Origin of the sequence: Giesbergeria sinuosa (assembly GCF_042652905.1) — a bacterium.
GTDB classification, from domain to species: domain Bacteria; phylum Pseudomonadota; class Gammaproteobacteria; order Burkholderiales; family Burkholderiaceae_C; genus Simplicispira; species Simplicispira sinuosa.
The window spans coordinates 388,153-414,156 of sequence record NZ_JBHSHJ010000002.1; the positions used below are offsets into that span (position 1 = coordinate 388,153).

General features: G+C 58.3%; 24 protein-coding genes and 1 pseudogene. 14 read left to right on the forward strand and 11 right to left on the reverse strand.

Going from position 1 to position 26,004, the window contains the following annotated elements:
- The first annotated feature begins 2 nt into the window (after positions 1–2).
- The 3 genes from ACFO6X_RS04455 (at position 3) to nadS (ending at position 1,677) form a co-directional block, all read left to right on the forward strand.
- Positions 3–950 carry a Gfo/Idh/MocA family oxidoreductase gene (locus ACFO6X_RS04455; RefSeq protein WP_382430446.1) on the forward strand — a complete coding sequence of 316 codons (948 nt, stop codon included), beginning with the start codon at positions 3–5 and terminating at the stop codon, positions 948–950.
- Between the two features lie 113 nt (positions 951–1,063).
- Positions 1,064–1,384, forward strand: a complete 321-nt coding sequence (locus ACFO6X_RS04460; protein ID WP_460593435.1) for a type II toxin-antitoxin system RelE/ParE family toxin — start codon at positions 1,064–1,066, stop codon at positions 1,382–1,384.
- Between the two features lie 2 nt (positions 1,385–1,386).
- Positions 1,387–1,677, forward strand: a complete 291-nt coding sequence (nadS, locus tag ACFO6X_RS04465) for a NadS family protein (RefSeq protein ID WP_382430448.1) — start codon at positions 1,387–1,389, stop codon at positions 1,675–1,677.
- Positions 1,678–1,702: 25 nt separating this feature from the next.
- Here nadS and ACFO6X_RS04470 read toward each other — a convergent pair whose 3' ends face one another.
- The gene (locus tag ACFO6X_RS04470; protein ID WP_382430450.1) at positions 1,703–1,828 is read right to left on the reverse strand and encodes a hypothetical protein; all 126 of its coding nucleotides are present in this window, start codon (positions 1,826–1,828) and stop codon (positions 1,703–1,705) included.
- Between the two features lie 317 nt (positions 1,829–2,145).
- Here ACFO6X_RS04470 and ACFO6X_RS04475 point away from each other — a divergent pair, with 317 nt between their 5' ends.
- Complete coding sequence (locus tag ACFO6X_RS04475; RefSeq protein WP_382430452.1) at positions 2,146–2,802, forward strand: hypothetical protein; 657 nt, start codon at positions 2,146–2,148, stop codon at positions 2,800–2,802.
- A 506-nt stretch (positions 2,803–3,308) separates the two neighbouring features.
- Here ACFO6X_RS04475 and ACFO6X_RS04480 read toward each other — a convergent pair.
- Positions 3,309–3,614: pseudogene (locus tag ACFO6X_RS04480) on the reverse strand (IS110 family transposase); the annotation flags it as partial.
- 165 nt (positions 3,615–3,779) lie between these two features.
- Entirely contained in the window at positions 3,780–4,676 is an 897-nt protein-coding gene (locus ACFO6X_RS04485; RefSeq protein WP_382430454.1) for a LysR family transcriptional regulator, read from the reverse strand.
- Between the two features lie 82 nt (positions 4,677–4,758).
- On the opposite strand from ACFO6X_RS04485, the gene ACFO6X_RS04490 reads away from it, so the two are divergent.
- Positions 4,759–5,100 (forward strand): protocatechuate 4,5-dioxygenase subunit alpha, encoded by a 342-nt coding sequence (locus ACFO6X_RS04490; protein ID WP_382430456.1) that lies wholly within the window; start codon positions 4,759–4,761, stop codon positions 5,098–5,100.
- Positions 5,101–5,124: 24 nt separating this feature from the next.
- Positions 5,125–5,979, forward strand: coding sequence for a class III extradiol dioxygenase family protein (locus ACFO6X_RS04495; protein ID WP_382430458.1), 855 nt, complete (start codon positions 5,125–5,127; stop codon positions 5,977–5,979).
- A gap of 17 nt (positions 5,980–5,996) precedes the next feature.
- Here the strand turns inward: ACFO6X_RS04495 and ACFO6X_RS04500 are convergent, their stop codons facing one another.
- Positions 5,997–7,448, reverse strand: coding sequence for an aldehyde dehydrogenase (locus ACFO6X_RS04500; protein WP_382430460.1), 1,452 nt, complete (start codon positions 7,446–7,448; stop codon positions 5,997–5,999).
- Between the two features lie 162 nt (positions 7,449–7,610).
- Here ACFO6X_RS04500 and ACFO6X_RS04505 point away from each other — a divergent pair, with 162 nt between their 5' ends.
- The 7 genes from ACFO6X_RS04505 (at position 7,611) to ACFO6X_RS04535 (ending at position 17,439) form a co-directional block, all read left to right on the forward strand.
- Positions 7,611–8,453, forward strand: coding sequence for a p-hydroxycinnamoyl CoA hydratase/lyase (locus ACFO6X_RS04505; RefSeq protein WP_382430462.1), 843 nt, complete (start codon positions 7,611–7,613; stop codon positions 8,451–8,453).
- Positions 8,454–8,550: 97 nt separating this feature from the next.
- Positions 8,551–10,689, forward strand: coding sequence for an acetate--CoA ligase family protein (locus tag ACFO6X_RS04510; protein ID WP_382430464.1), 2,139 nt, complete (start codon positions 8,551–8,553; stop codon positions 10,687–10,689).
- A 93-nt stretch (positions 10,690–10,782) separates the two neighbouring features.
- On the forward strand, positions 10,783–12,516 hold the full coding sequence (locus ACFO6X_RS04515; protein WP_382430466.1) for an acyl-CoA dehydrogenase family protein: 1,734 nt from the start codon (positions 10,783–10,785) through the stop codon (positions 12,514–12,516).
- A 37-nt stretch (positions 12,517–12,553) separates the two neighbouring features.
- A complete protein-coding gene (locus ACFO6X_RS04520) occupies positions 12,554–13,660 on the forward strand; it encodes a porin (RefSeq protein WP_382430468.1) in 1,107 nt (368 codons plus the stop codon).
- An 84-nt stretch (positions 13,661–13,744) separates the two neighbouring features.
- Positions 13,745–15,334, forward strand: coding sequence for a methyl-accepting chemotaxis protein (locus ACFO6X_RS04525; protein WP_382430470.1), 1,590 nt, complete (start codon positions 13,745–13,747; stop codon positions 15,332–15,334).
- 65 nt (positions 15,335–15,399) lie between these two features.
- Positions 15,400–16,419 (forward strand): aldo/keto reductase, encoded by a 1,020-nt coding sequence (locus ACFO6X_RS04530; RefSeq protein WP_382430472.1) that lies wholly within the window; start codon positions 15,400–15,402, stop codon positions 16,417–16,419.
- 102 nt (positions 16,420–16,521) lie between these two features.
- Positions 16,522–17,439 carry a LysR family transcriptional regulator gene (locus ACFO6X_RS04535; protein WP_382430474.1) on the forward strand — a complete coding sequence of 306 codons (918 nt, stop codon included), beginning with the start codon at positions 16,522–16,524 and terminating at the stop codon, positions 17,437–17,439.
- A gap of 19 nt (positions 17,440–17,458) precedes the next feature.
- On the opposite strand, the gene ACFO6X_RS04540 is transcribed toward ACFO6X_RS04535, so the two are convergent.
- The 6 genes from ACFO6X_RS04540 to ACFO6X_RS04565 form a co-directional block, all read right to left on the reverse strand.
- On the reverse strand, positions 17,459–18,199 hold the full coding sequence (locus ACFO6X_RS04540) for an ABC transporter ATP-binding protein (RefSeq protein ID WP_382430476.1): 741 nt from the start codon (positions 18,197–18,199) through the stop codon (positions 17,459–17,461).
- A 1-nt stretch (position 18,200) separates the two neighbouring features.
- A complete protein-coding gene (locus tag ACFO6X_RS04545) occupies positions 18,201–20,021 on the reverse strand; it encodes a branched-chain amino acid ABC transporter ATP-binding protein/permease (protein WP_382430477.1) in 1,821 nt (606 codons plus the stop codon).
- A gap of 2 nt (positions 20,022–20,023) precedes the next feature.
- Positions 20,024–21,064, reverse strand: a complete 1,041-nt coding sequence (locus tag ACFO6X_RS04550) for a branched-chain amino acid ABC transporter permease (RefSeq protein ID WP_382430478.1) — start codon at positions 21,062–21,064, stop codon at positions 20,024–20,026.
- 80 nt (positions 21,065–21,144) lie between these two features.
- Positions 21,145–22,281, reverse strand: coding sequence for an ABC transporter substrate-binding protein (locus ACFO6X_RS04555; protein WP_382430480.1), 1,137 nt, complete (start codon positions 22,279–22,281; stop codon positions 21,145–21,147).
- Between the two features lie 424 nt (positions 22,282–22,705).
- Entirely contained in the window at positions 22,706–23,197 is a 492-nt protein-coding gene (locus tag ACFO6X_RS04560) for a MarR family winged helix-turn-helix transcriptional regulator (RefSeq protein WP_382430482.1), read from the reverse strand.
- A gap of 64 nt (positions 23,198–23,261) precedes the next feature.
- Positions 23,262–24,161: a helix-turn-helix domain-containing protein gene (locus ACFO6X_RS04565; protein WP_382430484.1), complete on the reverse strand. Its 900-nt coding sequence runs from the start codon at positions 24,159–24,161 to the stop codon at positions 23,262–23,264.
- A 116-nt stretch (positions 24,162–24,277) separates the two neighbouring features.
- On the opposite strand from ACFO6X_RS04565, the gene pobA reads away from it, so the two are divergent.
- Positions 24,278–25,450, forward strand: coding sequence for a 4-hydroxybenzoate 3-monooxygenase (gene pobA / locus ACFO6X_RS04570; protein WP_382430486.1), 1,173 nt, complete (start codon positions 24,278–24,280; stop codon positions 25,448–25,450).
- Positions 25,451–25,750: 300 nt separating this feature from the next.
- On the opposite strand, the gene ACFO6X_RS04575 is transcribed toward pobA, so the two are convergent.
- The coding region (locus ACFO6X_RS04575) for a zinc ribbon domain-containing protein (RefSeq protein ID WP_382430488.1) at positions 25,751–26,004 on the reverse strand (254 nt) is incomplete at its 5' end.

Here is a 26,004-nt window from a genome sequence, read left to right on the forward strand (position 1 = left end):
ACATGACCATCAAAGTTGCACTCGCCGGGGCTGGTGCCTTCGGCATCAAACATCTGGACGGCATCAAGAACATCGACGGCGTTGAAGTCGTCTCTCTTATCAGCCGCGACCTGGCTAAAACCCAAGAAGTGGCCGACAAGTACGGCATCCAGCATGTCACCACGGAGCTGGCCGATGCCTTGGCTATCAAAGAAGTTGATGCTGTCATCCTGTGTACCCCCACGCAAATGCATGCCAGCCAGTCCATGGCTTGCTTGCAAGCAGGCAAACATGTGCAGGTAGAAATCCCCCTGTGCGACATCCTGAGCGAAGGCCAGGCCGTGGTTGATCTACAAAAGCAGACGGGCTTGGTGGCTATGTGCGGCCACACCCGCCGCTTCAACCCCAGCCACCAATGGGTGCATAAGAAGATCACCGCTGGTGAATTCAACATCCAGCAGATGGATGTGCAAACCTACTTCTTCCGCCGCACCAACATGAACGCGCTGGGCCAGCCCCGCAGCTGGACAGATCACCTGCTGTGGCACCACGCCGCCCACACCGTAGACCTGTTTGCCTACCAATGCGGCAGCCCTGTCGTGAAGGCCCATGCCATTCAGGGGCCGATCCATAAGGATCTGGGCATCGCTATGGACATGAGCATCCAGCTCCAGGCCGCCAATGGCGCGATCTGCACCCTAAGCCTGTCGTTCAACAACGATGGCCCCTTGGGCACTTTCTTCCGCTACATCGGCGACACGGGCACCTACATCGCCCGTTACGATGATCTGGTCAACGGTAAGGAAGAAAAGATCGATGTGAGTCAAGTGGATGTCTCCATGAACGGCATCGAATTGCAAGATCGCGAATTTTTTGCCGCCATCCGTGAAGGCCGTGAGCCCAACGCCAGCGTAGCCCAGGTGTTGCCTTGCTACCAAGTGCTGCACGATCTGGAGCAGCAGCTCGCCTAAGCGACACTACAAGGGCTTGTAGTACTTTAAATTCCGTTTTCTACAGCGACCCCATCAAATGACCCCTGTTAGTGCAGGTACTGCCGGTATTTTATACGCCAATGGCGCATAAAATGAGCCGTCTGGAATTTATCGAGACCCCCACGTTTACCCGCTTGTTGTCTGGTCTGCTGACCGACGATGAATATGCAGGTCTTCAGGGGTTCTTGGCAGAGAACCCAGCGGCGGGCGACATCATCCGGGGAGGTAGTGGTATCCGTAAACTGCGCCATGCGCTGCCCGGACGCGGCAAAAGTGGCGGTGTGCGGGTCATTTACTACTGGCTTTGGGACGATGGGCAGATTTACATGCTGCTGATCTATCCCAAGTCGAAGAAAGAAACGCTGACAGACCAAGAAGTGGCTGTGTTGCGTGAACTGGTCAAGGAGCTATGACGATGGAACAAGCCTTGTTTGATGACTTGGTACAAAGCCTGAAAGAAGCCAAAGCCATTGCCCACGGAAAGGCACCGGCATCACGCCGGTTCATCGTGGAGAAACCCGATGTGAAGGTGGTGCGAGAACAAATTGGCTTGTCTCAGAGCGAATTTGCCCGACTGATGCGGGTCAGCGTGAAAACGCTCCAAAACTGGGAACAGCACCGGCGTCACCCTAGCGGCCCAGCGGCAGCCTTGCTCAAGATCGTGCTCACAGCGCCCGAGGTGGCGCTCAAGGCCTTGCACGCCTGATGTGGCGCTAGGGCGCTAACTCAACCTACGTTGATTTTTTGGGCCGGAAAAGAAAAGCGCATTCTTCCTGCAAGATGGCGGCCACGGTGTCCATCCCGGCAGCATTGACGGCCTCAACGGCCAGCATACCGATACGAATGGGTAGTTCCATCCGGGACAAAAGCGTTTCAAAAATATCCGCTTGGGTGAAGCCTGCCTTTGTGGCGGCACCCAAGATGCGCTGCGTGGCCCATCGACGTATCGGCGGTCAGGGTTTGTGGTCTTGGTTTTTTCATGGGAATGTCTTTTGATGGGGCATCGTACCCAGTCTTTGGCCTACCTGCCTCTACCCCCATTGGCTGTGTTTTTGCCCTGTTTTTTGGGATAGCTCGCGATAACCATCAAAATCAGCTTGATACAGTCCACGGGCTACCCCTATCGGTGTGCGTGCCCGGTTTCAAATGCTTGTTCAGATTAGGAGAAAAAACGGTGAAAGCCAAACTTGAGAAATTGAGAGACTTGGCGTCTGATGCGGCATCTGTAGCGAATCACGGCTTGTCATCAGCTAAAGAGGTCGCTGGCAGGGCTAGCTCGGCTGCGTTAGCTGCCGGGAAAATTGAGAAATTGAGAGACTTGGCGTCTGATGTGGCGTCTGTAGCGAATCACGGCTTGTCATCAGCCAAAGAGGTTGCTGACAGGGCCAGCTCGGCTGCATTCGCTGCCGGGAAGTCTGGGCAACAAATCATCGGCAAAGTCATTGAGCACGAAGATACGAAAGCGGCAGTAGCCAAGGCGAAAGAGTTTTCGGTGTCCGCAAGCACTGAGGCAAAAAGACTCGCTTCCCATGTTGCAGACAAAGTTAAAGAGGCTGATGCCAACCACAAAGAAATTGCCGACAAAGTGGAAACCGTCTCTATGGGCTTGGGCATCACTTCTGGCATTGCTGCTGCGGGAGCGGCACTGGCTGCACCAACTGGGGTGAGTGCAATAGGTCTTGCCCTTGGAATAACCACCGCACCGTTGATAATTACCGCCGCACCTGTACTTTGTGCTGCATCCACGGTCACGGGAGTTATTTCTGGAGGTGCATACTTTTATTCCAAATGGAAAACCAGTAAAGAGAAAAAAGACTCTGAGCAGGATTAAACGCCAAAATGCTCTTTCCCCCTGTAGGGGGCGCTGTAGGTGTAGGGACTGAGCGCACCAGAACAGCACAGCACAGTGCCCTAAGATAAGCTTGATTATCTCAGGGCTATATCACTACTTTTTGGTACCAGAGACGCTAGTTTTTTGATAGCAAATCCGGCCAACTGTACGCACCTGTTCGAGGGTGGCGCTGGCCAAGCAGTGAAACAGAGACAGACTGGTAGCTGAACTTGGAGCGTTAGCGATGATGCCGATATTTCCCGGCGTGCATGGGTAGGTGCTCAAATTTTATGCGGGAGCGAAGAACTCACAGAAAATCTAATTTCGACCACATCAACCTACCCATGTCTCTCTTATTTCAGTTTGTTTTTAATTGAACTGTGTAGTTAAATGTTTGCCCTGACTCAAGAATAGTAAAAGATTAGGTCAAATTTGCATATTACCCACCAGTAAAAGGCGAATGAAAACTAAAAGAAATAGATTAAACACCATCTATTTTTTGATTATTCATAGATGGCTGCTGCGTTTGCTGCATCGTTCTTACCTTGCTTGCCCGACAACCGGTAAGGTGCCACAAACTTTGGAGCCATCAGGCGAACCGTATGACCATGGGCCATGAACAAACGTGCCCAGTGGTTGGCACCAGAGCATGCTTCTATGCCAATGGTGCAAGGTGGCAACGATGCTATCAACTCAAGCAACTTAGCGCGGGCAACCGAAGGTTTAACCAGTGCAGGCTTTCCTGCCTCATTGACCCCATGCACTGCAAAAACATTTTTTGCAATGTCAATCCCAATGGTTAGGATAGCCATGACTTCCCCTCTCAGGTCAGTTGATGAACAGTTGAACCTCTCCATCGTGGCGCTTTTTTGCCGTAAAACGCAAGGGGTGTGGTCACCGGGGACGGGGAAGTCCCTTTCATTCTTTTTCTCATGACGGCCCGCACCTTCTGTCAGGAAGTGCGGGCATTGTTGCTCTTAAAGCCACTGGGCTTGCATCTCTAAGCACTGGCGTAGCCAGCGGTGGTGCGGGGCATCTTGGTGGCGACGGTGCCAGATCATGTACATCTGCACTGCTGGAGTGGGGGCCGGAACGGCACAGGTCGCCAGTGCGTGCAGCAAGCTGTGTTGCAACAGCGTGGGGGCTGTGGTGAGCAGGGTGCTGCCACGCACAAAGGCGGGTAGTGCCGCAAAGCCGGGCACCATGACGGCAAAGCGCCGGTGCAGGCCTTGCACTTCCAAGGTGCGGTCGATTGCGAGTGGGCGGCGGGGCTCATACACCACGGTGGCATGGTCTGCGGCCAAGTATTCCTCTAAAGAGGCCGGTGCCGCACGCACCGCAGCATCGTAATACACACTGTAGCTGTCAGTGAACAGGCGCTTTTGCATGATGTCGCTGCCATCGGGCGGGCGTGGGCTGATGGTGAGGTCACAGGCACCATCGCGCAGCATTTCTAGGCTGGGCACGTCTGAGGGAATGATGCGCAGCGCCAATCCGGGCGCCTGCGTGCGCAAGGTGCGCGCTAGCGCAGGCAGCAACACTTCACGTTGAAAGTCGCCAGCTGCAATGGTCATACAACCACGCCAATGTGCGGGTGAGAACGTGTGGGCTTGTGCAAAGCCCTGCAATTGGTGCAGCAACTCGCGGGCCTGTGCAGCCAATGCCTGGGCGCGTGCTGTGGGCACGACGCCGCGCCCGCTCTTCACAAACAGCGGATCTTGGGCAATGGCACGCAGCTTGTCGAGCCTATGGCTTACGGAGGATTGGGTCACGCCCAAGGCTTGCGCCGCTCCGGTGATGCCCCCTGCATCCACCACGGTCACCAACAAGCGCAAAAGCCGGGCATCAATGTCCAACCAATCGAAATCACGCATGGGTTTGATGAGCTTTCATCGGTTTATTTTTTTCTGTGTGCACGAAATACTAGCTGCTTCTATCCACCCACAAGGCTCTTTTATGCATCCCGAAATCGAAGGCACTACGCCGTTTGACAGCACCATGGCGCGGCGTGGTTATGCGCTCAACAAGATGTGTTTTTCTTTTAACCACGAGGCCAACCGTGAAGCCTTTCGCGCCGACCCCGAGGCGTATATGCAGCAATACGGTCTGACTGCACAACAGGCCGATGCCATCCGCTCGGGCCAAGTGCTGGCGATGCTAGAGGCGGGCGGCAATGCCTACTACCTCGCCAAGTTTGCGGGCATTTTTGGTCTGGACATGCAAGACATCGGGGCACAACAAACCGGCATGACCAAGGCCGAATTCCAGGCCAAGCTCGTGGCCGCCAATTTCCAATAAATCACATTTTTCAGGAGACATACTGTGGCAAAAATCATTGGTGCTGTTGGCACTTCGCACATCCCCGCTATTGGCGGAGCCATTCACAAAGGCTTGCAAAACGAACCCTATTGGCAGCCTTTCTTTGGCGGCTTTGCGCCGGTGCAACAATGGTTGGGGCAGGAGCCACCTGATGTGGTGGTGGTGTTCTATAACGACCATGGACTGAATTTCTTTCTCGACAAAATGCCCACCTTTGCCGTGGGGGCCGCGCCAGAGTATTTGTCGGCCGATGAAGGGTGGGGCATTCCGGCACAACCGCCGGTGCCTGGCTGCCAAGATTTGTCGTGGCATTTGATTGAGGCGTTGACCGAGCGTGAATTCGATGTTGTGACCTGCCAAGAAATGCTGCTCGATCATGCAGGTACGCTACCACTCAAGCTGCTGTGGCCCCAAGGCAATGGCCAAGGGGGGTGGCCGGTGCAAGTTGTGCCGGTATGCATCAACACTGTGCAGTTTCCCTTACCCAAGCCCAGTCGCGTATACGCCCTGGGCAAGGCGGTGGGCGAGGCCGTGGCCGCGTGGCAAAGCGACAAGCGCGTGCTGTTTGTCGGATCGGGCGGGCTGTCGCACCAGCTTGAGGGACAACGTGCAGGCCATATCAACAAGCGTTTTGACTTGCAGTTCCTCGACAGCATGGTTTCCAACCCCGAATGGGCCACCAGCTACACCAACCATGAACTGGTGGAACTGGTGGGTACACAAGGGGTGGAGTTGCTGATGTGGCTGGCAATGCGCGGTGCCCTCACGGCGGCGGGGCCGAGCGTGCGCGAGGTGCACCGCAACTACCACATTCCTATCTCCAACACCGCAACAGCGGTGATGGCACTGGCAACCTGAACGCAGGCCGCAGCACGTCAGAAAGGCAACTGGCGTGGTGTGGTTTGCATGGTGATCCAGCGCAGCTCGGTGAAGGACTCAATACCGGCACGGCCGCCAAAGCGGCCAAAGCCCGACTCCTTGACACCACCAAACGGCATTTGGGCTTCATCATGCACTGTGGGGCCGTTGATATGGCAAATGCCCGACTCAATGCGCTGTGCCACGTTCCAGGCGCGTGCGGTATCGCGGCTGAACACCGCAGATGACAGGCCGTAAGGGTTGTCGTTGGCACAGGTGATGGCCGCTTCTTCCCCCTCTACACGCACAATGCCTTTGACAGGGCCAAAGGATTCTTCGTGGTAGATCGACATCTCGGCGGTGACATGATCCAGCAGCGTTGCAGGCATCAGTGTGGAGTCGGCCTTGCCGCCGCACAGCAGCTTGGCCCCTTTGGCAAGGGCATCATCAATCAGGTGGTTGCAACGCTGCACTGTAGCCATGTCCACCACCGACCCAAGCACCGCCGGGCCGGTGCGTGGGTCGGCCAGCGGCAAACTAGCAGCCTTGACAGCGAGCTTTTGCGTGAAGGCATCTGCCACCTTGGCATCTACGACGATGCGCTCAGTGGACATACAAATCTGGCCCGAGTTGGCAAAAGCGCCAAAAGCGCAGGCGTTCACGGCGGCATCCAAGTCGGCATCGTCCAGCACCACAAAGGGAGCCTTGCCACCCAACTCCAGCACGCTGGGTTTGATGTATTTGGCGCAAAGCCCCGCAATGATCTTGCCCACACGCGTGGAGCCAGTGAAGTTGACGCGGCGCACCGCCGGGTGGGCCACCATTGCTTCAACCACCGCGCCCGCATCCTCGGGGGCGTTGGTGACAAAGTTGACCACACCAGCAGGCAATCCAGCCTCGAACAGGGCGTCAATGATCAGGCCATGTGTTTGCGGGCACAACTCCGAGCCCTTGAGCACTACGGTGTTGCCGCAGGCCAGTGGCACGGCAATGGCGCGGGTGGCAAGGATGACGGGAGCATTCCACGGCGCCATGCCCAACACCACGCCCGCAGGCTGGCGCACAGCCATAGCCAAGCTACCGGGCACATCCGATGGAATGACCTCGCCATTGATTTGCGTGGTCAGTGCAGCCGCTTCACGCAGCATGTCGGCAGCCAAGTGGACATTGAAGCCAGCCCACATCGCCGATGCACCCGTTTCTGCCGCCATCGCAGCGATGAAGTCCGCCGTGCGGGCATCCAACGCATCGGCTGCTTTCACCAGATAGCTGCGGCGTTGGTTGGGGCCTAGGCGCGACCAAGCCGGAAAGGCGGCTTGTGCAGCTTCTACAGCGGCCACTGCATCAGCCACCGTGGCAGCAGGGGCAGTGGTGGCCACAGTGCCATCCAAAGGGTTGTTGCGCACAAAGGTAGCGCCGTTACCAGCGGCGCGGCGTTCTGCGCCGATTAGCAGGGAAATAGTGTTCATCAAAAGTCTCCTGAGGGGTGGGTGAAATGCAAACCTAGGGTAAGCACCATGTTGCCGAGTGGCAAATTAGTTATTTATCATAACCATATTGCGCACTAAATGACCTAGGGATTTCTCCTAGCGCGCCTTGCGCATACTTTTTTTCACCAAGGAAATTTTTCTATGAGCACACCTCGTCCCGAAGAGCAAACGGTTGCCTTCACCGTTGAAAACCGCATCGCTTGGGTGCGTTTCAACCGTCCCGAAAAACGCAACGCCATGAGCCCTGCCCTCAATCGCCAGATGATGGTGGTTCTTGATGAACTCGAGCACCGCGACGATGTGGGGGTGTTGGTGTTGACAGGCGAGGGCACGTCTTGGACGGCCGGTATGGATTTGCACGAATACTTCCGCGAAACCGAAGCCACTGGTTTGGGCGGCACCCGCAAGGCCCAGCGCGAGAGCTATGGCTGGTGGCGCCGTCTGCGTTGGTACCAAAAGCCCACCATCGCCATGATCAATGGCTGGTGCTTTGGTGGCGGCTACGGCCCGTTGTTCGCTTGCGATCTGGCCTTTGCTGCCGACGAAGCCAAGTTTGGCCTGTCGGAAATCAACTGGGGTATCTTGCCCGGTGGTGGTGCCTCCAAGGTGGCCGCCGAGCTGTTGTCTTTCCGCCGCGCGATGTACCACGCCATGCTGGGTGAGAACATCGATGGCAAGACGGCTGCCGAATGGGGTCTGATCAATGAGTCGCTGCCGTTGGCCCAACTCAAAGAGCGCGTGACTGCTGTGGCAGAAAGCCTGCTCAAAAAGAACCCCGTCGCACTCAAAGCAACCAAAGACGCCGTGCGCCGTGTCCGCGAGATGACCTACGATAACGCCGAAGATTTCTTGGTGCGTGCGCAGGAAGCGGCCAACAGCTACGACAACGAAGGCCGCAAGGAAGGCCTGCGCCAGTTCCTGGACGAAAAGACCTACAAGCCGGGCCTGGGTGCTTACGACCTGAGCAAGCAAAAGAGCGCCTGAGACCACGTTGACATTCAAGCCGGGGCGTTTAGCGCCTGGCGTGGGGCGCCATCCCCCACCCATGCTAAGCGCCCTGTAGGCTATTTAGGAGACTCCTGTGACGAATTCCCCCCAGGCCGTGCAGGGCGCGGCCCATTCGGCAATTGGGCGCATGTTGCGCCCGCGCTCTGTCGCCATCGTCGGTGCATCACCCACGCCAGGCGCTCTGGGCGCAAAAATGCTCGCCAATTTGGAGAACAACGGTTTTGCCGGTGCAATCCATCTGATCAACCCCAAACGCGCTGAGATCAACGGTCGCCCATGCCTGCCATCGGTCGATGACCTGCCCGAAGGCGTGGATGTGGCCGTGTTGGCGATTCCGCAGATGGCGGTGCTCGAGACCGTGCGTGCGCTGGCACGCCGCAAGGTGGGTGCCGCGGTGATTTTTTCGGCTGGCTTTGCCGAAGGTGGCGCCGAAGGGCTGGCGCAGCAGCAGGAGATTGCACAGATTGCGCAAGAGGCGGGGATGGTCATTGAAGGGCCAAACTGCCTCGGCTGCATCAACTACCTCGACCGTGTGCCACTGACCTTCATTGACACCGACATCAGCCCTGAACAAGCAGCGTTCAACCGCAGCCAGCCCAACATTGCCTTTTTGTCGCAGAGTGGCGCAATGATGGCAGTGGTTGCGCGCACGCTGGCCGACCGCGCGCTGCCATTGTCGTTTGCCGTATCCACCGGCAACGAGGCCGCCAGTACCATCGAGGACTACTTGGAATATGCGCTGGAAGAGCCCAGCATCCATGTTCTGGCGCTGTTTGCCGAGCAGTTCCGCCAACCGCACCGTTTGCTGGCTGCTGCCCGCCGTGCCCACGCATTGGGCAAACTGGTGGTGCTGTTGCACCCCGGCAAGAGCAGTGCCGCGCGTGAGTCTGCCGCTACCCACACGGGAGCCATGGCGGGCGACTACCAAGTCATGCGCGTGAAGGTCGAGCGTGCAGGGGTGGTGTTTGCCGAAACACTAGAAGAATTGGGCGACATTGCTGAAATCGCACTGCGTTGCCAGCAGCTGCCAAAAAAAAGCCTGGCCGTGGTTGGCGAATCCGGCGCGTTCAAGGCGCTGTGCCTGGACTGGTGTGAAGAACTGGGGCTGCATCTGCCCGTGGTGCACGATGCAGACTCGCCAGCACTGCGCGAGGCGCTGCCACCTTTTGTGGCCCTGAGCAACCCGCTCGATCTGACAGCACAGGGCTTGGTCGATCCCGATCTGTACCGTCGCACGCTGGCTGCACTGTTGGGTGATGAGCGTTTTAACGCGGTTATCGTTGGCGTGATCCAACGCGATGCCATCGAAGTGAAAATGCCGCCGCTGATCCAGGCACTGCGCGAAGGTGGTGCCCACAAGCCGGTGATCATTGTGGGTCTGGATGAAGGCGCACAGGTGCCAGCAAAGTTCATTGCCGAACTGCGTTCGCTGGGCGTGCCCTATTTCCCCAGTTCCGAGCGCGCATTCCGTGCAGTACAGCGCCTCACGGCCTTTGCCTCACGCGGCTTGGATGCAGCGGCGGCTGAGCCGGTGGCATTGGCCTTGCCTGCACACCGCAAAGTGGTGCCAGAGTACGAATCTAAGGCGCTGTTGTCGCAGGCTGGCATTGCCTTTGCACCGGGCCAATTTGCGGCCAATGTGGACGATGCTGTGGCCGCTGCCGATGCACTAGGTTGGCCCGTGGCGCTAAAGGCGCAGTCCGAACAGCTTTCGCACAAGAGCGATGCTGGTGGCGTGGCACTGGGTATTGAGGATGAGCACGACTTGCGCCGCGCATGGGAGCGCATGTTCGACAGCGTCAAAGCCTATGACCCAAGCATTGCCTTGGATGGTGTATTGGTCGAAGCCATGGGCCAGCGTGGGCTGGAGCTGATCATTGGTGCCAAGTGCGATCCGCAGTGGGGCCCGGTGATTCTGGCGGGTCTGGGCGGTGTGACGGCAGAAGTCATCCACGACGTGCGCTTGATGGATGCCGATCTGTCGCAAGCCGAAATCGTGGCCGAACTGAACCAGCTCAAGAGCGCCGCGCTGTTCCACGGTTTCCGTGGCACACCCGTGCTGGACGTGCCTGCCGTGGCGGCACTGATCGAGCACTTGGGCCGTGTGCTGCGTGGCACGCCTGCCATCCGTGAGATCGATCTGAATCCAGTGGTGGTCTATCCGCAAGGACAAGGCGTGGTGGCGCTGGATGCGCTGATGCTGATCGACTAATCCCACCTCTTTCACCCGAGATACCTCTATGAATGCATCCCACGCCCATCAGGGCGCGGGCGCAGGGTCTGCTGCGCCCGCACTGGAGGCCGCATGAGCGATTCCAGCCATTACACCCCCCCTTTGACCGATATGGCCTTTGTCATGGAGCAGTGGCTGAATGCCGCTGACGATTGGCAACGCATGCCAGCCCATGCTGCACTGGATGCCGATACGGCACGGATGGTTTGCGAAGCAGCAGGCGACTTTTGTGCCGGCCAGCTCGCACCACTCAACTCCAGTGGCGATATGCAAGGCTGCACATTACAAGATGGCCGCGTACGCACGCCCGATGGCTTTGCCGCCGCCTACCATGACTATGTAGAGGCAGGCTGGCCTGCACTGGCCTGCGATGCCAGCGTGGGCGGCCAAGGCCTGCCGGGCCTGTTGGATGCAGCATTGAACGAGATGCTCATCAGCAGCAACCATGCCTGGACTATGTACCTAGGGATTTTGCATGGCGCCTACGCTTGCCTGTATACACATGCCAGCGAGGAACTCAAGGCACAGTACCTGCCCCACCTGGTTCGGGGCGACTGGCTGCCCACCATGTGCCTGACAGAGCCTCAGGCTGGCAGCGATCTGGGCTTGCTGCGCACGCAGGCGCGGCCCGATGCCGATGGCAGCTACCGCATCAGTGGCAACAAAATTTTCATCTCTGGCGGCGACCAAGACTGGACGGACAACATCGTGCATTTGGTGCTGGCACGCCTGCCCGATGCACCACCGGGCACCAAGGGGATTTCGTTGTTTCTCGTGCCCAAGCGCATTCCGTTGGCCGGGGGCGGCTTTGCTGACAACGCTGTGTACTGCGATGGCATCGAGAAAAAGATGGGCATCAAGGGCAGCTCCACCTGTGCCATGCGCTTTGAGCAAGCCCAAGGCTGGTTGATTGGTCAGCCGCACCGGGGCTTGGCCGCGATGTTCGTGATGATGAACTCGGCACGTCTGAACGTGGGGCTGCAAGGGCTGGGGCATGCAGAAACCGCCTACCAGTTGGCACTGGCCTATGCGCGCGAGCGCCAACAGATGCGCGCGGTGGTTCGCCCCGAGGGTAGCAACGGCAGCGCCGACCCCATTGCCTTGCATCCACCAGTGCGCCGCATCTTATGGGATCTGCGCGTGTGGACTGAGGGTATGCGGGCGCTGGGCTATTGGTGCGGTCATGTGCTGGATCTGGCGGCGCAGGCTCCAGAGGCTGCCGAGCGCGCGCGCGCTCAGGCCTTGGCGGCATTGCTCACGCCCATCATCAAGTCGTTATTTACCGAGCGCGGCTTTCTGCTAGCCAATGAGGCTCTACAGGTGTTTGGCGGCTATGGCTACGTGCATGAATACCGCATCGAGCAAACCGTGCGCGATGCCCGCATCGCCATGATCTATGAAGGCACCAACCAGATTCAGGCACTGGATTTGCTGCAACGCAAGGTACTCGCGGCTCCTGAGGGGCTGGCGCCGCTGCTGGAGGCGTTGCGGGCTGAAGCTGCACAGCCCTCCATCCACAGTGCAGCACTGCAAGGCTGGTGCGATGTGCTGGAGACCACCACGCAGGCACTGGCACAGGACGCTCTCAGTGATGCCGAACTGCCTGCCCGCGCTGCTGAGGACTATCTGCGCTTGGTCGGCTTTGTCGCTTTGGCCTTTGCTTGGTGCCGTGCGGCACGCATAGCCACGGATGCTTTTGCGCACAAGCGCGAGAGTGCCCGCTACTTCTTTGATTACGTGCTGGTGGAAGCCGAGCACTGGCGAAATCGTGTGCAAGCGGCACGTCACCCCGTCGCCCCAATTTGACCGGGACGACATTCACTACAACCAAGGAGATAACGATATGAACAGAAAGACATGGATTCGTTGCGCCGCAGCGGCCATTCCGCTGCTAGCGGCGGGTACTGCATCCGCACAGAGCAGTGTGCAGGTCTACGGCTTTGTCGATACGGGTGTGGAGTATTTAAATCGTGTGGCCGATAAAGGCTCGGTCACACGGATGCCCACCGTGACAGCGGGCATCATGCCTTCGCGGATAGGTTTTCGTGGCACCGAAGACTTGGGCGCTGATCTCAAAGCCGTGTTCGTGATGGAGATGGGTTTGACGCTCAAGGATGGCGGTCTGCAACAAAGTGGCCGGGCCTTTGGCCGACAAACCTACCTGGGCTTGTCTGGCAATTGGGGCACACTGACGTTCGGACGCCAATACACCATGGGCTTGTACGCGCTGATGGGCTCCGACCTGATGGGGCCAGCCGTGTTTGGGCTAGGCTCTCTCAATGCGTACATTCCCAACCAACGTTTGGACAGCGCTATTGCATACCGGGGCAAATTCGGCGATCTGGATGTAGGGGCCGTCTACTCCACTGGGCGTGATGGCCGTCCACCCTCCAATTGCGCTGGCGAAGACGGCAGCAGCAGCTGCGATGCCTACTCGGCCATGGTGAAGTACGACAACAAGCGTTGGGGCGTCACGCTGGCGCATGACCGGCTCAAAGGCGCTACAGGCTCTGCCTTCTTTGGTCAGCCCAGTGGGTTGACCATTGCCGATGGCAGCCGCGACGATCACACCTACCTGACTGGGTATGCCATGCTGGGTGAGACCCGTGTGGGCGCGGGTGTCATCCACCGCCAGTTGCGCGCTGCAAACGACAACTACCGCAGCGACCAATACTACGTGGGTGTGAGCCAGCGTATCACCCCCACAGTGGTGGTTGATGCCACCTACACCCATCTCAAGTCCAACCGCGACAACGCCAATGCACAGTTGTTGTCTGCACGGGCCAGCTACAACTTCAGCAAACGTACCAAGGTCTATGGTTTGATGGGCTATGTGCACAACGGTGCCGCTGTGGGTTACAGCGTCTCAGGTGGCACGGCTGCAGCCGCATCGCCAGGCTTGGGTAAGAGCCAGACCGGCTTGATGGTAGGTATAGCGCATTCCTTCTGATGGATGATGGCCGGACTGGTGCTGCCAACGGTTTTTGGGGAATTTCCGTTGGTGGCACTGGCTCCCGCCTGACAGGAGCAAGACATGGACGAAGCAGCAGCGGCAGCACCTGGCATATCGGGCCTGCGTAAGGGCCGATTTGGCACAGGGTTTCAGCTGGCGCTGGCGTTTGCTTTTGCGCTGATAGTGATGTGTGGGTTCGTCGCTGGTGCATGGTTGCAGCAAAAAGCGGTGGACGCCACGCTCCAAGAATTTGGGGATGTGGAGGTAGACCGCATCCGGCGGGTGGATCGTTGGATTGCGGTGTCGGAAGACGCATCGTTGCGCTACATGGTCATCCACAAGTCCAACGATGCCAGCCTTCAGCAGCTTTTGGAGCCCACGGCCCAAGCACGCTCCAAAATGGCCGATGAAATGGCGGCTGCCGTGGCTGCCGATGCCTCTACGCAGGAGGAAAAGGCTTGGCTTGCCAACTTTACCAAGGTGCGTGGTGCATTGCGCAAAGCAACGGAAGACACCCAGTATTACAAACAACTGGGGGACGTCGCTGGAGCCAGCGCGTTGTTTGACACCGAATTTCTTCCCGCACAGCAAATTTATAGCCAAGAGTTGCAGCGTTATGGTGACATTCAACGCCAGCGCCTAGAAAGCAAGCTCCAAGAGGTGGTCGCCGCAGGGCAGCGCAAAGCGCGTCTTGCCGTTGTGGCAGCAATGCTGTTTGCCTTCATGACTGCACTGTTTGCATGGTATGTGGTGCGGCATATCCAGCGTTCATTGCGCAGGGCCGTCCAGTCGGCCCAGTGGGTGGCAGAAGGGGATCTCTCGCATCCAGTGATGGTGACTGGGCGCGATGAATTTGCAGTTTTAATGCACTCTATGGCCGCGATGAATCTGGGCTTGGCCCGCATTGTGGGAGAGGTGCGTTTGGGCACTGATGGGATTGCGCTGGCCGCCCATGAGATTGCACAAGGTAACAACGATCTGTCCCACCGTACAGAGCAGCAAGCCTCCAGCCTGCAACAAACAACGGCTGCCATGTTGCAATTGACTTCCTCCGTACACCACAATGCCACCACTGCGCAGCAGGCCGATGCTTGTGTGCGTCAGGCCACCGAGGTGGCAACGCAGGGGGGCGTGGTGATGACGCAGGTGGTCAACACCATGAATGCGATTGACCAGGCCGCACGGAAGATTGAAGAAATCGTTGGTGTCATCGACACCATTGCCTTTCAGACCAACATTTTGGCCCTCAATGCGGCTGTGGAAGCCGCCAGGGCTGGCGAACAGGGGCGCGGCTTTGCCGTGGTGGCACAGGAAGTGCGCGACCTTGCAAAAGGCAGCGCCACAGCGGCCAAAGAGATCAAGGCGTTGATTGCAGACTCAACTGCTAAAGTGCGCGAAGGCAATGGACAGGTTCAAGCGGCAGGCGTGGCGATGCAAAGCACCGTGACTGCCATCCAAAGCGTCAGCCAGTTTATGTCCGTTATCCGTGCTGCCACCACCGAGCAAGCCACAGATATTGGGCATGTGAATACCTGTGTTGCGCAACTGGATGCGCTCACGCAACAAAATGCTGCTTTGGTCGAACAGGCCGCTGCCGCTGCGCAGGCATTGCACCAACAGGCCCAGCGTTTGGAAACCGCAGTGGCCTCGTTTCAGCTGACGGCTGCATAGGGCACTTGGTTTTGTTTAGGCAGCGTAAGAACTGCTCCTATTTTTCCCATCACTGAAAGATCTTTATGTCTCCCCGTTCTCTTGGCCCCTTCACGGTTTCCAGCATTGGCTTGGGCTGCATGAACCTGAGCCATGCCTACGGCCATCCCCCTGATGCACCACAGGCACAGGCTGTGCTGCACGCCGCATTAGATGCAGGCGTAACGCTGTTTGACACAGCGGCGCTCTACGGCTTTGGTGCCAATGAAGAACGCATCGGCCCGGTGCTGGCACCGCACCGCAACCGCATCACCCTGTGCAGCAAAGGTGGTATGGCTGGGGTTGCCGGTGATGATGGTGTGCTGCGTCGTGTTATCGACGGCAGTCCACAAGCCCTGCGCCGAAACTGTGAAGACAGCCTGCGCCGTTTGGGCACAGAGGTGATTGATCTGTATTACCTGCACCGCTGGGACAAGCGCGTGCCTATTGAAGAGTCTGTGGGCGAGATGGCACGCCTGCAACAAGAAGGCAAGATCCGCGCCTTGGGCTTGTCGGAAGTCAGTGCCGACACCCTGCGCCGCGCCCATGCAGAACATCCGATTGCTGCACTGCAAAGTGAATATTCCTTGTGGTCGCGCAATGCCGAGTTGGGCACATTGGCTGCTTGCCAAGAGCTGGGCATTGCCTATGTAGCCTTCAGCCCTGTGGGGCGTGCCTTTCTCACGGGCAAGCTGCAAGAGGTGGGCAGTTTGGTCAAGGGGGATATTCGCACCGCGATGCCACGCTTCGCGCCGGAGGCCTATGCACGCAACCTGCGGCTGTTGGCACCCATGCAGACGTTGGCCGATCAGGTGGGTTGCACGCTGGCGCAACTGGCCATTGCTTGGGTGCTGCACCAAGGCTCCCATGTCATTGCCTTGCCGGGCACCACCCGTGTCGACCATTTGCAAGAAGATGTGCTGGGTGGTGCGCTACAGTTGGATGCCAACGTGCTGTCCGCATTGGACGCGCTGTTCAAACCCGAGGTTATTGCTGGCGACCGCTATGCCCCGCAGGGGCAAGGTGAAGTCGATACCGAGAAATACGCCTTCGAAAAGAAAGGCTGAACATGGCAAGGGGGTCGGCGTGTCGCGCCACCCCATCAATTTGCCATCAGCCCATACCTTTTAGCTATAGCAAAATAGCATAGCTTTAAGGTGTGGTGTACGATGAATCTTCAGCAAATAGAAACCTTTGTCCATGTGGCTGAGAGTGGCAGTTTCAGCAAAGCCGCCGTATTGTTGGACACGGCCCAACCAGCCTTGAGCCGCCAAGTGCGCGCATTAGAAACGGAGCTGCGCGAGACGTTGCTGATCCGCACAGGCCGAGGTGTGGTGCCTACCGATGCTGGGCGGCGTTTGTTGGAGCATGGGCACGCCATCATGCAGCGCGTGGCATTGGCCAAGGAAGACTTGGGGGCTTTGCGTGACGAACCTGTAGGCAGCATTACGGTGGGTCTGCCACCCAGCATGGCGCGGCAACTGACCCGGCCGCTGATTGATGGCTTTCGCAACGATATGCCACGGGCACGGTTGGTGTTGGTGGAAGGTTTTTCCGTACACATTGCCGAGTGGTTGGTATCGGGCCGCATGGATCTGGGGTTGGTGTACACGCCCGAGCCCCATCCGCAGATCGAAATCACCCCCGTGCTACAGGAGCACCTGTGCTTGGTTGGTGCTGCCGACCGATTGGCTCCATGCCAGGAAGTGCCGTTTTCGCAGTTGGCGGAGTTTCCACTCATCATGCCGCAACGTGGTCAGATTTTTCGCAAACTGATGGAAACACAGGCTGCACTGTCGCAGGTGCGCCTGAATGTTGCATGGGAAGTCTCTAGTGTGCCTGCCATTTTGGATCTTGTGCAAGGTGGCTATGGTTATGCGGCATTGACCGACAGTGCTATGCGTGGCTACATCACTGGAGGTTTGCCATCAACTTTGGTAGCCGTGCCTATTACGGCACCGCAAATCACCAGCACGCTGTGTTTGGTGCAATCGGCCAAGAAAAAGGCAACGCCACTGGTGCGCCGTACGGCGGCACTTTTGCACCAGTTGAGCATGCAGGCTTGTATGCCACCTTTGTCTGACTGAATTGCTTTTTATTTTGAAGTTAAGCGGTTGTAGTGTTGTGTCCTGTCCCTAGGTAAGTTTCAATCACGCGCGCATCGTCAGCTAGCGCACTGGCTGGGCCTTGCAAGCTGACCTCACCCATTTCAAGCACATAGCCGTGGTCGGCCACCTCCAGCGCGGCGCGGGCATTTTGTTCCACCAATAGGATAGAAACGCCGGTCTCACGCAGTGCCTGCACATTGCGCAAGATCTCTTGCACGATCAATGGGGCCAAGCCTAGGCTGGGTTCGTCCAGCATCAGCAACTGCGGGCGCGACATCAGCGCCCGGCCTACGGCCAGCATTTGGCGCTCGCCGCCCGAGAGCGTGCCAGAGGTCTGTGTGCGTCTGTCCTTCAGGCGAGGAAACAGGGTGTATACATCGTCGATGTGCTCGCGCCATTGGCGGTTGCCCAAGCGCATCTGGCGAAATCCCCCCAGCACCAAGTTATCTTCCACCGACATGCTGGAAAACAGCTCACGCCGCTCGGGCACCAAGGCAATGCCCAGCATCACGCGCTCTTCCAACGTGAGCTCTTGGATACAGGTGCCGTTGTAGTGGATGCTGCCCTTGCTGGGCAGCACGCCCATCAGCGTATTGAGCAGCGTGGTTTTGCCAGCGCCATTGGGGCCAATCACGGTGACAATGCTGCCCTTGTTCAGGGTCAGGTCAATGCCGTGCAGCACCTCGGCGCGGCCATAGCCTGCGCGCAGGCCAGTGATTTGTAAAAGAGGCGTCGTCATATCAATGTTCCGTTCCCAAATAGGCAGCACGCACCTTCTCGCTTTGCTGCACTTCGGTGGGGGTGCCTTCCATCAGGTGGGTGCCAAATTCCATCACCACGATGTGGTCGCAAATGTCCATCACCAATCCCATGTCATGCTCCACCAGCAAGATCGCCATGCCCTCAGCACGCAACGTACGCAGCACCTCGGCCAGCTCTTGCTTTTCCTTGTGGCGTAAACCGGCGGCCGGTTCGTCCAACAGCAGCAGGGCGGGGTCGGCACACAGTGCCCGCGCAATCTCCAGCAGACGCTGCGGGCCCATAGACAAATCCCCCGCTTTGTGGTGCAGGTAAGCCCCCATGCCAACGCGGCGCAGTTGGCGTTCAGCCTCTGCAAACAGTTGGCGCTCCTCGGCACGGTCCCAATGCAGCATGGCAGACAGAGCGCCTTTGCCACTGCGCAGGTGGGCACCCAAGGCCACGTTTTCCAGCACCGTCATGTCTGGCACCATCTTCACATGCTGAAAGGTGCGCGACATACCACGGCACGCAATGGCGCGCGAGGGCAGTCCACTGATGCGCTCGCCACGAAACAGCACTTCACCGCTGGTCAGGCCCAGCACACCCGTCACAAGGTTAAAGGTGGTGGATTTGCCTGCACCGTTGGGCCCGATCAGCCCTGTAATTTGGCCCGCACGGATTTGGAAGCTGATGTCGTTGACCGCGACCAGCCCACCAAACTGTTTGCGGATGGCACGCACATCCAGCACCACATCACCTGTTGTAGGTTTGGGCTGCATGGGCAAGGCTGGAGCTTGGGCCCAGTCCTGTTTGCGTGGCGCACGTGGCAAGCGACGGTCAATAGCGTCCCACAACCCACTGGGGAGGTACTTGAGTACCAACACGATCAGGATGCCAAAAACGATCAACTCATAATTGCCACTGGTGCCAATCAATTTGGGCAGCAAAACCTGCAATTGGTCTTCCAGCAGCTTCACGATACCGGCCCCCGCAGCCGCGCCCCAAACATGGGCAGCCCCCCCCAACACGGCCATAAACAGGTATTCAATACCCATCTTCAAACCGAAAGGCGATGGGTTCACCGTCTGCTGGAAGTGTGCAAACAACCAGCCCGAAATAGACGCCAACATGGCCGCCAGCACAAACACGCCAACTTTGTAGCGGAAGGTATCCACCCCCATGGCTTCTGCCATCTGTGTGCCGCCTGCCAATGCCCGGATGGCCCGGCCCGTGCGAGAGTTGAGCAAACGCACCACGGCCACGCAGGCCAACAGCGCCAAAGCCCACACAAGCGCATAGAACAAGCGCAGCTTACCCAGATCCAAGCCAAACAGGCTCAGGCCAGGCACACTCAAAATGCCATCGTACTTGCCCAGCGCATCCAGATTGCCCAGCAGGTAATACAGCGCCAGCGCCCATGCCATAGTAGCCAGTGGCAGATAGTGGCCCGACATGCGCAGGGTGATGGCGCCGATGAGGGTGGCGCTGGCGGTGGTCAGACCCAAACCCATCCACAGCGTGAACCAAGGCGACAGGCCCAACTGCGTGGTCAGATAGGCGCTGGTGTAGGCACCCACGCCCACGAAAGCCGCTTGTCCGAAGGAGGTCAGACCGCAGACCCCAGTGAGCAATACCAGGCCCAGTACCGGCAATACGTAAATGCCAATGTAGTTGAGCTGGATGATCCAGAAGTCGGGCAGGGGCAGCAGTGCCAACGCAGTCAGCGCGGCGGCCAGCGCCCACAGCCCCCCACTGCGCAGAAGGTTACTGGCACTGCGGTCGTTGTCTGTAGGAGTGGCGTATGTGGAAAGACTGTGCATGGTCAATGCTCCTCGTTGGCATGGGGCGAGCGCAGCGAACGCCACAACAGCACCGGCAAAACGATGGTGAAAACGATGACTTCTTTGAAGGCACTGGCCCAGAAAGAGCCAAATGACTCAATGGCACCGACGCTCAAGGCACCCAGCAAGGCACCGGGGTAGCTGTGCAGCCCCGCGATCACGGCCGCCACAAAGCCCTTGAGGCCAATCAGAAAGCCCGAGTCATAAAAAATGGTGGTGGTGGGGCCAATCAGCAGCCCCGACAGTGCGCCAATCAGCGCCGCCATGGCAAAGGTGAGTTGGCCCGCGCTTTCAGTGGAAATCCCCATCAGCCGTGCCCCCAAGCGGTTCACTGCTGTAGCGTGCAGCGCCTTGCCATACAGGCTGCGCTCAAAAAACAGCCGTAGCAACACAATCAGCGCAGCTGAGGCCAAAAAGATGATGAGTGCTTGGCCACTCAGCGTCAACGGGCCGATCGACAGGTTGCTATCCCAGAAAGAGGGATTGCGAAAACCCTCTGCCCCAAAGAACAGCAGGCCCAACCCCGTCATCGCAAAATGCACGCCCACCGAGACGATCAACAACACCAGCGAACTCGAACCGGCCAAAGACTGGTAGGCCACCCGGTACACCAGCGGCCCATACGCTGTTACCAGGGCCAGCGACAGCAATGCTTGCACGGCCAACGGAAATTGGCGCGGTGCTGCCCACAACGACACCAGTCCCACAGCCAAGGCCGGCACTGCGGTGCGCAGTGCCGCTTTGACGGCAGGGGAGGCACTGCCACGGTGGCGCCACACAGAAACCAGTTCCATCATGGCCGCAACGCCCGCGATGATGAACAACAGCCATACCGTGCCAGGCACCTGGCCTGTTTGAAAAACGGCCAGCGTGAGTGCGCCGTAGGCGACAAACTCGCCCTGAGGAATAAAAATGACCCGTGTGACCGAGAACACCAGGACGATGCCCATCCCCAGCAGCGCGTACACCGCACCGTTGGTCAGGCCGTCCAGCGTCAACACGCTGGCGATGGTGAAATCCATAGCAAAAATCCAAAAGTGCGCAGCCACGCGCACCAGAGACAAAAGCCGCTGGTGCGTTGGCTACTGCGAAAGAAGAGGGCTTACTGATCGACCTTGAACTCGCCACCCACGACTTTGAGCATCACGCCCGTCTCGTTGGTGAAACCCCAGTGATCATTGGGTGTCCATGCAAGCACACCTTGCGACAGCACGGTGCGCCCCATGTTTTCCAGCGCATCGCGCAGCGCCGCACGGAACTCGGGCGTGCCAGGCTTGGCTTTCTTCAAAGCCACTGGCGCAGCCTTTTCCAGCACGGTGTAGGCATCCATGCCGTGGGCGGCAAATTGGGTGCGGGTGTTCGGGCCATAGGTCTTTTCGTAAGACTGCACATAGGCCATCGACAGGGGTTTAGAGGGATGGGTATCGGGCAGTTGCTCTGCCAACGGGCCAGGGCCAGAAACCACGAAGGCACCTTCGGCATCCTTGCCTGCCGTGCGCATCAGATCGCGCGTGGCAGCGGCATGTGTCTGGTAGACCTTGCCTTGGTAGCCCCGCTCTTTGACGGCTTTTTGCGGCATACCAGCACCGCTGCCTGATGCAACGATCAAAATCGCATCGGGTTTGACAGCCGTGAGCTTGAGCGCCTGCGCCGTCACGCTGGTGTCAGTGCGTGCAAAACGCTCCGTTGCCACCACTTGAATGCCCACCTTGGCCGCTTCCTCGTTCAGCCCCTTGAGCCACAGCTCGCCATAAGCATCGGTGTAGCCCAGAAAGCCCACGGTCTTGATGCCCTGTTTCTTCATATGGGCCACCAGCGCATGGGCCATCACGGCGTTACTTTGTGTCAGGCGGAAAGTCCATTTGTCTTTCCCCTGTGGCAGCGCCGCAGGCGAGGTAGCCAGTTGGGGCGTGCCCGATGCTGCAGCCACATCGGCAATAGGAATTGCCACCGGTGTAGCCGTCGAACCCACAATCACGTCCACCTTTTCTTCAGTCACGAGGCGCTGGGCGCTCTTGACCCCCGCAGTCGGGTCGCTTGCATCATCGAGGATGATGACTTTCAGGTTCTCTCCCCCCAGCGTTTTGGGCCAGATGGCAATCGCATTCTTGACTGGAATGCCCAAACCCGAGGCCGGGCCCGTCAGCGGCTGCACCACGCCTACTGTAATGTCGGCTTGAGCCGCCCCGAGAAAGGTCAAGGAAAGTGCTGCAGCGAGCGTGGAACGCAAAAAATTCATGGTCTTGTCTCCTATCGGCTGTTGGTGAAATCGAACGTTGTCTAGCGTTCTGGGATAACCTGAATTTTGATTATGATTCATAACTAATTCAAGCCAAAGACTCGCCTTTTTCATCGGGGATTACCCTCGGCACCGCCCCGAAAGACACCCACGGATCACGAAAACCTGGTGGCGATGGATCTCCACCCCACAGCGCCCAATCCAGGGGGACAGCATCGCATTCCGAACGCCGAGACTGCAGAGGCCAGACACGCCATCTGCCGAGATACACCAGAAAACAAGGCTTAAAGCAGCCCCCCTCGCGCACTGTGGACGCACCACCCCATGACCGCATGGCCTCAGGGCCATCTGTCACACAGAGTCGGTTGCGTACATCAACGGGCCATAACGCCCCGCTCATTCCCCCAGCGAAGGCTAAGGGCGCTCAGTTGCCGTCATAGACTTTTTGCAGCAAAGCGATCAACGTGGTGCGCTCCGCCGCCGTCAGGCGGGCTGTGGCATCAATCTCCGCTTGTTCAATGATGCTTTCGACCTCGGCGGTCAATTGCTGACCGGCCGCCGTCAAATACAAGCCCATCGCGCGTCCATCGCTAGGGTGGGGACGACGCTCAATCAATTTGCGCCGTTCTAAAGCGGCTACCAGCCCCACCAGATTGGGGGGCATGATGCTCAGTGCCGCACAGACATGGCGTGACGTCAATCCCGTGTTGTGCGCCAGCAAGGACAGCACCGACAGCTCCACGACCTTCAGCTCATACGCCGCGATACGTTGCTCCACCAGCCCCACAATGTGCAATGCAGCTCGGCGGGCGTTGTAACCCGCTTGGGATCGCAGAAAAGACGCATCAATCTGCTGCACAGCATCGGCGTCTGTCGTCTGGGTGCGGTTGGTTTTTCGGGAGCGAATACGTGGCATAGGCGCAAAGCGATCTGGGATGTTACTGAGACAATCTTCCCAGTGTACGGTTGGACTGAACCATTCATGCCTTCTGACGGAAGGCCGCAGGCGTAAAGCCGGTGTGGCGCCGGAAAAATCGGCTGAAATAGGCCGGGTCTCGAAAACCCAGATCAAACGCCAGCTGCGATACCGGAGCTTGCACATACATGAGCAAGCGGCAGGCTTCGCGCACCAGACGTTCATGCACAATTTGTTGGGCCGACAAGCCGGTTTCGGCGCGAACCAAGCGGTTGAGTCGCTCGGTCGATAGGCCGAGTTCACTGGCGTAATGGGTGATAGGCCAGTGCTTGGTGTAGTGTTTTTCTACCAGCACCAGCCATCGCGTATACAACGCATGTTGCCCCTGCACGCGAGGGCGCTCATCGGAGTGAGCACGCCATTGCGCCAATTGCCAGACCACACAACGCCCCAGCCACAAGGGAACCGGGCCGCTCACCAAGGCAGAGGGGGCTTGGGCTTCGGCATGCAACGCCTGCCACAGCACATCCAAGCGCAACATGGCGGCATCCTCTGCAGGGAGCGGGATGGCAGCGGGGGTCGCAAACAGGGTGCGCAATGCGGTGCCAGCCTCCTCGTCATCACGTTCTGCCAGCAGTGCTGCATCGAAGGTGAAAACATAACCTTGTGTGTGCCGGGCAAAACGGAATGCATGTGCCACGCCAGGCGGTATCACCAAGGCTACAGGGCCGCTGGCAGCAATCCGTGTTTCATCCAACAGCGCATGCACGCTGCCATGCCGAAGCCACAGCAATTGGTGCAAACCGTGGTGGATATGTGCATCGATTTCCCAATCGTACAGACGGCTGCGTGAATCGATGGATTCGATGTGCAGCATCCGCAACGTGCCTGCACGCCCTTCGCCGTACAGGGCAAAAACGGGTAGGCGGCGCAGCGGGCGGCGGGATATGACAGGTGCAGGCATGTCAGCAAATATACGTCAAAAGTACCAGTGGCACAGGTGTTTCGTCCGACTGTGTGCGAGGCTTTTTTTTCACAATTCGGGGCTTGTTTTAAGTCAACTACAAGGAGACATCTCTTATGAAAACCCAAGTCGCTATCATCGGCGGCGGCCCTTCGGGCCTGCTACTTTCACAACTGCTAGACCGCAAAGGCATCACCAACGTGGTGCTGGAAAAGCACACCCGCGACTATGTGCTGGGGCGCATCCGTGCTGGGGTGCTGGAGCACGGTTTTGCGGCACTGATGCGAGAAGCTGGCGTGGGCGAGCGGATGGACAGTGAAGGTGAAATTCACGAGGGCTTCTACATTGCCACCCAAGGCGAGCGCAAGCGCATCGACCTGCACGCACTCACGGGCGGCAACTCGGTGGTGGTGTATGGGCAAACCGAAATTACCCGTGATTTGTACGATGGTCGTGCCCGTATGAACGGGGCCGTGATCCACGAAGCAGAAGATGTGCAACCCCACGGCATGGAGAGTGATGCGCCCTACGTCACCTTCCGCAAAAATGGCGAGTCACAGCGCATTGACTGCGACTACATCATTGGTTGTGACGGTTACCACGGTGTGAGCCGCGCCAGCATTCCTGCAGACCGCATTCGTACCTATGAGCGCATCTACCCATTTGGCTGGTTGGGCCTGCTTTCGCAAACCAAGCCCGTTTCGCCCGAACTGATTTATGCACGCCACGAGCGCGGTTTTGCGCTGTGTTCGCTGCGCTCGCAAGTCCTCAGCCGCTACTATGTGCAAGTGCCACTGACGGACAAGGTAGAAGATTGGTCTGATGACCGCTTCTGGGGCGAGCTGAGCAACCGTCTGCCCTCGGATGTTGCGGCCACCCTGCAAACGGGCCCATCGATTGAAAAGAGCATTGCACCACTGCGCTCTTTCGTCGCAGAGCCCATGCGGTACGGGCGCATGTTCTTGGCGGGCGATGCCGCACACATTGTGCCCCCCACGGGTGCGCGTGGCCTCAACAGTGCTGCATCGGATATCTATTACCTCTACCACGCCTTGCTGGCGTACTACCAACAAAACGACTCCAGCGGATTGGATGCGTACTCTGATAAAGCGTTGGCGCGGGTGTGGAAGGGGCAGCGTTTCTCGTGGTGGATGACCAACCTCCTGCACACCTTCCCAGACCAAATTCCTTACGACCAACATCTGCAACAGACAGAACTGGACTATCTCTTCTCCTCGCAGCACGCACTGGCATCGCTGGCAGAGAACTATGTAGGTCTGCCGTTCTGATTGCAAATACCCACCAGCACCTCTGCCAGCCTTGAGCTGCCCTAGACTTCGCAGAGACTGCTGGCTTGAACCTGAGCACCCATTCCAGGGTGCTCAGTGCCACAAATGGCCTGCTCTTTCAAGCAATCCCGCGGTTCATCAATCCAAATCAACCCCGCCTTGCGGCCCACTGATCAGTGTATGCCCGCCTGCGGGCGCTCACCGGCCCACCCATCATGCGCCGCGCGTGCGCATCCACGCAACACAGGCCGCATACCGCCAACCCGGCCAAATCCGGACAGAGTTGACATCCTCCCCGCCCTAAAGGACGGGGATTCCTACTGCTAGACGGCGATGCCCCGCCGCGAGAATGTTGCGTGCTGCATTCACATCACGGTCATGTGCCTCCCCGCAATCGCTGCACGTCCATTCCCTTATTCGCAAACCCGCCCTACCTTTCGGACTGCTGGTGGGAATGGCCCCACAGCACGAGCAAGTCTGGGTGGTGTAGCTTTCATTCACTACTTCAAAGACGATACCGGCCTGATGGCTCTTGTATTCCAACATCGTCTTGA

Bases quoted from the DNA above. Each gene is read 5' to 3' on its own strand.
- ACFO6X_RS04560 (WP_382430482.1), bottom strand. From the start codon at position 23,197: ATGCCACGTATTCGCTCCCGAAAAACCAACCGCACCCAGACGACAGAC.
- ACFO6X_RS04520 (WP_382430468.1), top strand. From the start codon at position 12,554: ATGAACAGAAAGACATGGATTCGTTGCGCCGCAGCGGCCATTCCGCTG.
- ACFO6X_RS04470 (WP_382430450.1), bottom strand. From the start codon at position 1,828: ATGGAACTACCCATTCGTATCGGTATGCTGGCCGTTGAGGCCGTCAAT.
- ACFO6X_RS04545 (WP_382430477.1), bottom strand. From the start codon at position 20,021: ATGCACAGTCTTTCCACATACGCCACTCCTACAGACAACGACCGCAGT.
- ACFO6X_RS04515 (WP_382430466.1), top strand. From the start codon at position 10,783: ATGAGCGATTCCAGCCATTACACCCCCCCTTTGACCGATATGGCCTTT.
- ACFO6X_RS04540 (WP_382430476.1), bottom strand. From the start codon at position 18,199: ATGACGACGCCTCTTTTACAAATCACTGGCCTGCGCGCAGGCTATGGC.
- ACFO6X_RS04455 (WP_382430446.1), top strand. From the start codon at position 3: ATGACCATCAAAGTTGCACTCGCCGGGGCTGGTGCCTTCGGCATCAAA.
- pobA (WP_382430486.1), top strand. From the start codon at position 24,278: ATGAAAACCCAAGTCGCTATCATCGGCGGCGGCCCTTCGGGCCTGCTA.
- ACFO6X_RS04500 (WP_382430460.1), bottom strand. From the start codon at position 7,448: ATGAACACTATTTCCCTGCTAATCGGCGCAGAACGCCGCGCCGCTGGT.
- ACFO6X_RS04565 (WP_382430484.1), bottom strand. From the start codon at position 24,161: ATGCCTGCACCTGTCATATCCCGCCGCCCGCTGCGCCGCCTACCCGTT.
- ACFO6X_RS04555 (WP_382430480.1), bottom strand. From the start codon at position 22,281: ATGAATTTTTTGCGTTCCACGCTCGCTGCAGCACTTTCCTTGACCTTT.
- ACFO6X_RS04530 (WP_382430472.1), top strand. From the start codon at position 15,400: ATGTCTCCCCGTTCTCTTGGCCCCTTCACGGTTTCCAGCATTGGCTTG.
- ACFO6X_RS04490 (WP_382430456.1), top strand. From the start codon at position 4,759: ATGCATCCCGAAATCGAAGGCACTACGCCGTTTGACAGCACCATGGCG.
- nadS (WP_382430448.1), top strand. From the start codon at position 1,387: ATGGAACAAGCCTTGTTTGATGACTTGGTACAAAGCCTGAAAGAAGCC.
- ACFO6X_RS04550 (WP_382430478.1), bottom strand. From the start codon at position 21,064: ATGGATTTCACCATCGCCAGCGTGTTGACGCTGGACGGCCTGACCAAC.
- ACFO6X_RS04535 (WP_382430474.1), top strand. From the start codon at position 16,522: ATGAATCTTCAGCAAATAGAAACCTTTGTCCATGTGGCTGAGAGTGGC.
- ACFO6X_RS04505 (WP_382430462.1), top strand. From the start codon at position 7,611: ATGAGCACACCTCGTCCCGAAGAGCAAACGGTTGCCTTCACCGTTGAA.
- ACFO6X_RS04485 (WP_382430454.1), bottom strand. From the start codon at position 4,676: ATGCGTGATTTCGATTGGTTGGACATTGATGCCCGGCTTTTGCGCTTG.
- ACFO6X_RS04460 (WP_460593435.1), top strand. From the start codon at position 1,064: ATGAGCCGTCTGGAATTTATCGAGACCCCCACGTTTACCCGCTTGTTG.
- ACFO6X_RS04525 (WP_382430470.1), top strand. From the start codon at position 13,745: ATGGACGAAGCAGCAGCGGCAGCACCTGGCATATCGGGCCTGCGTAAG.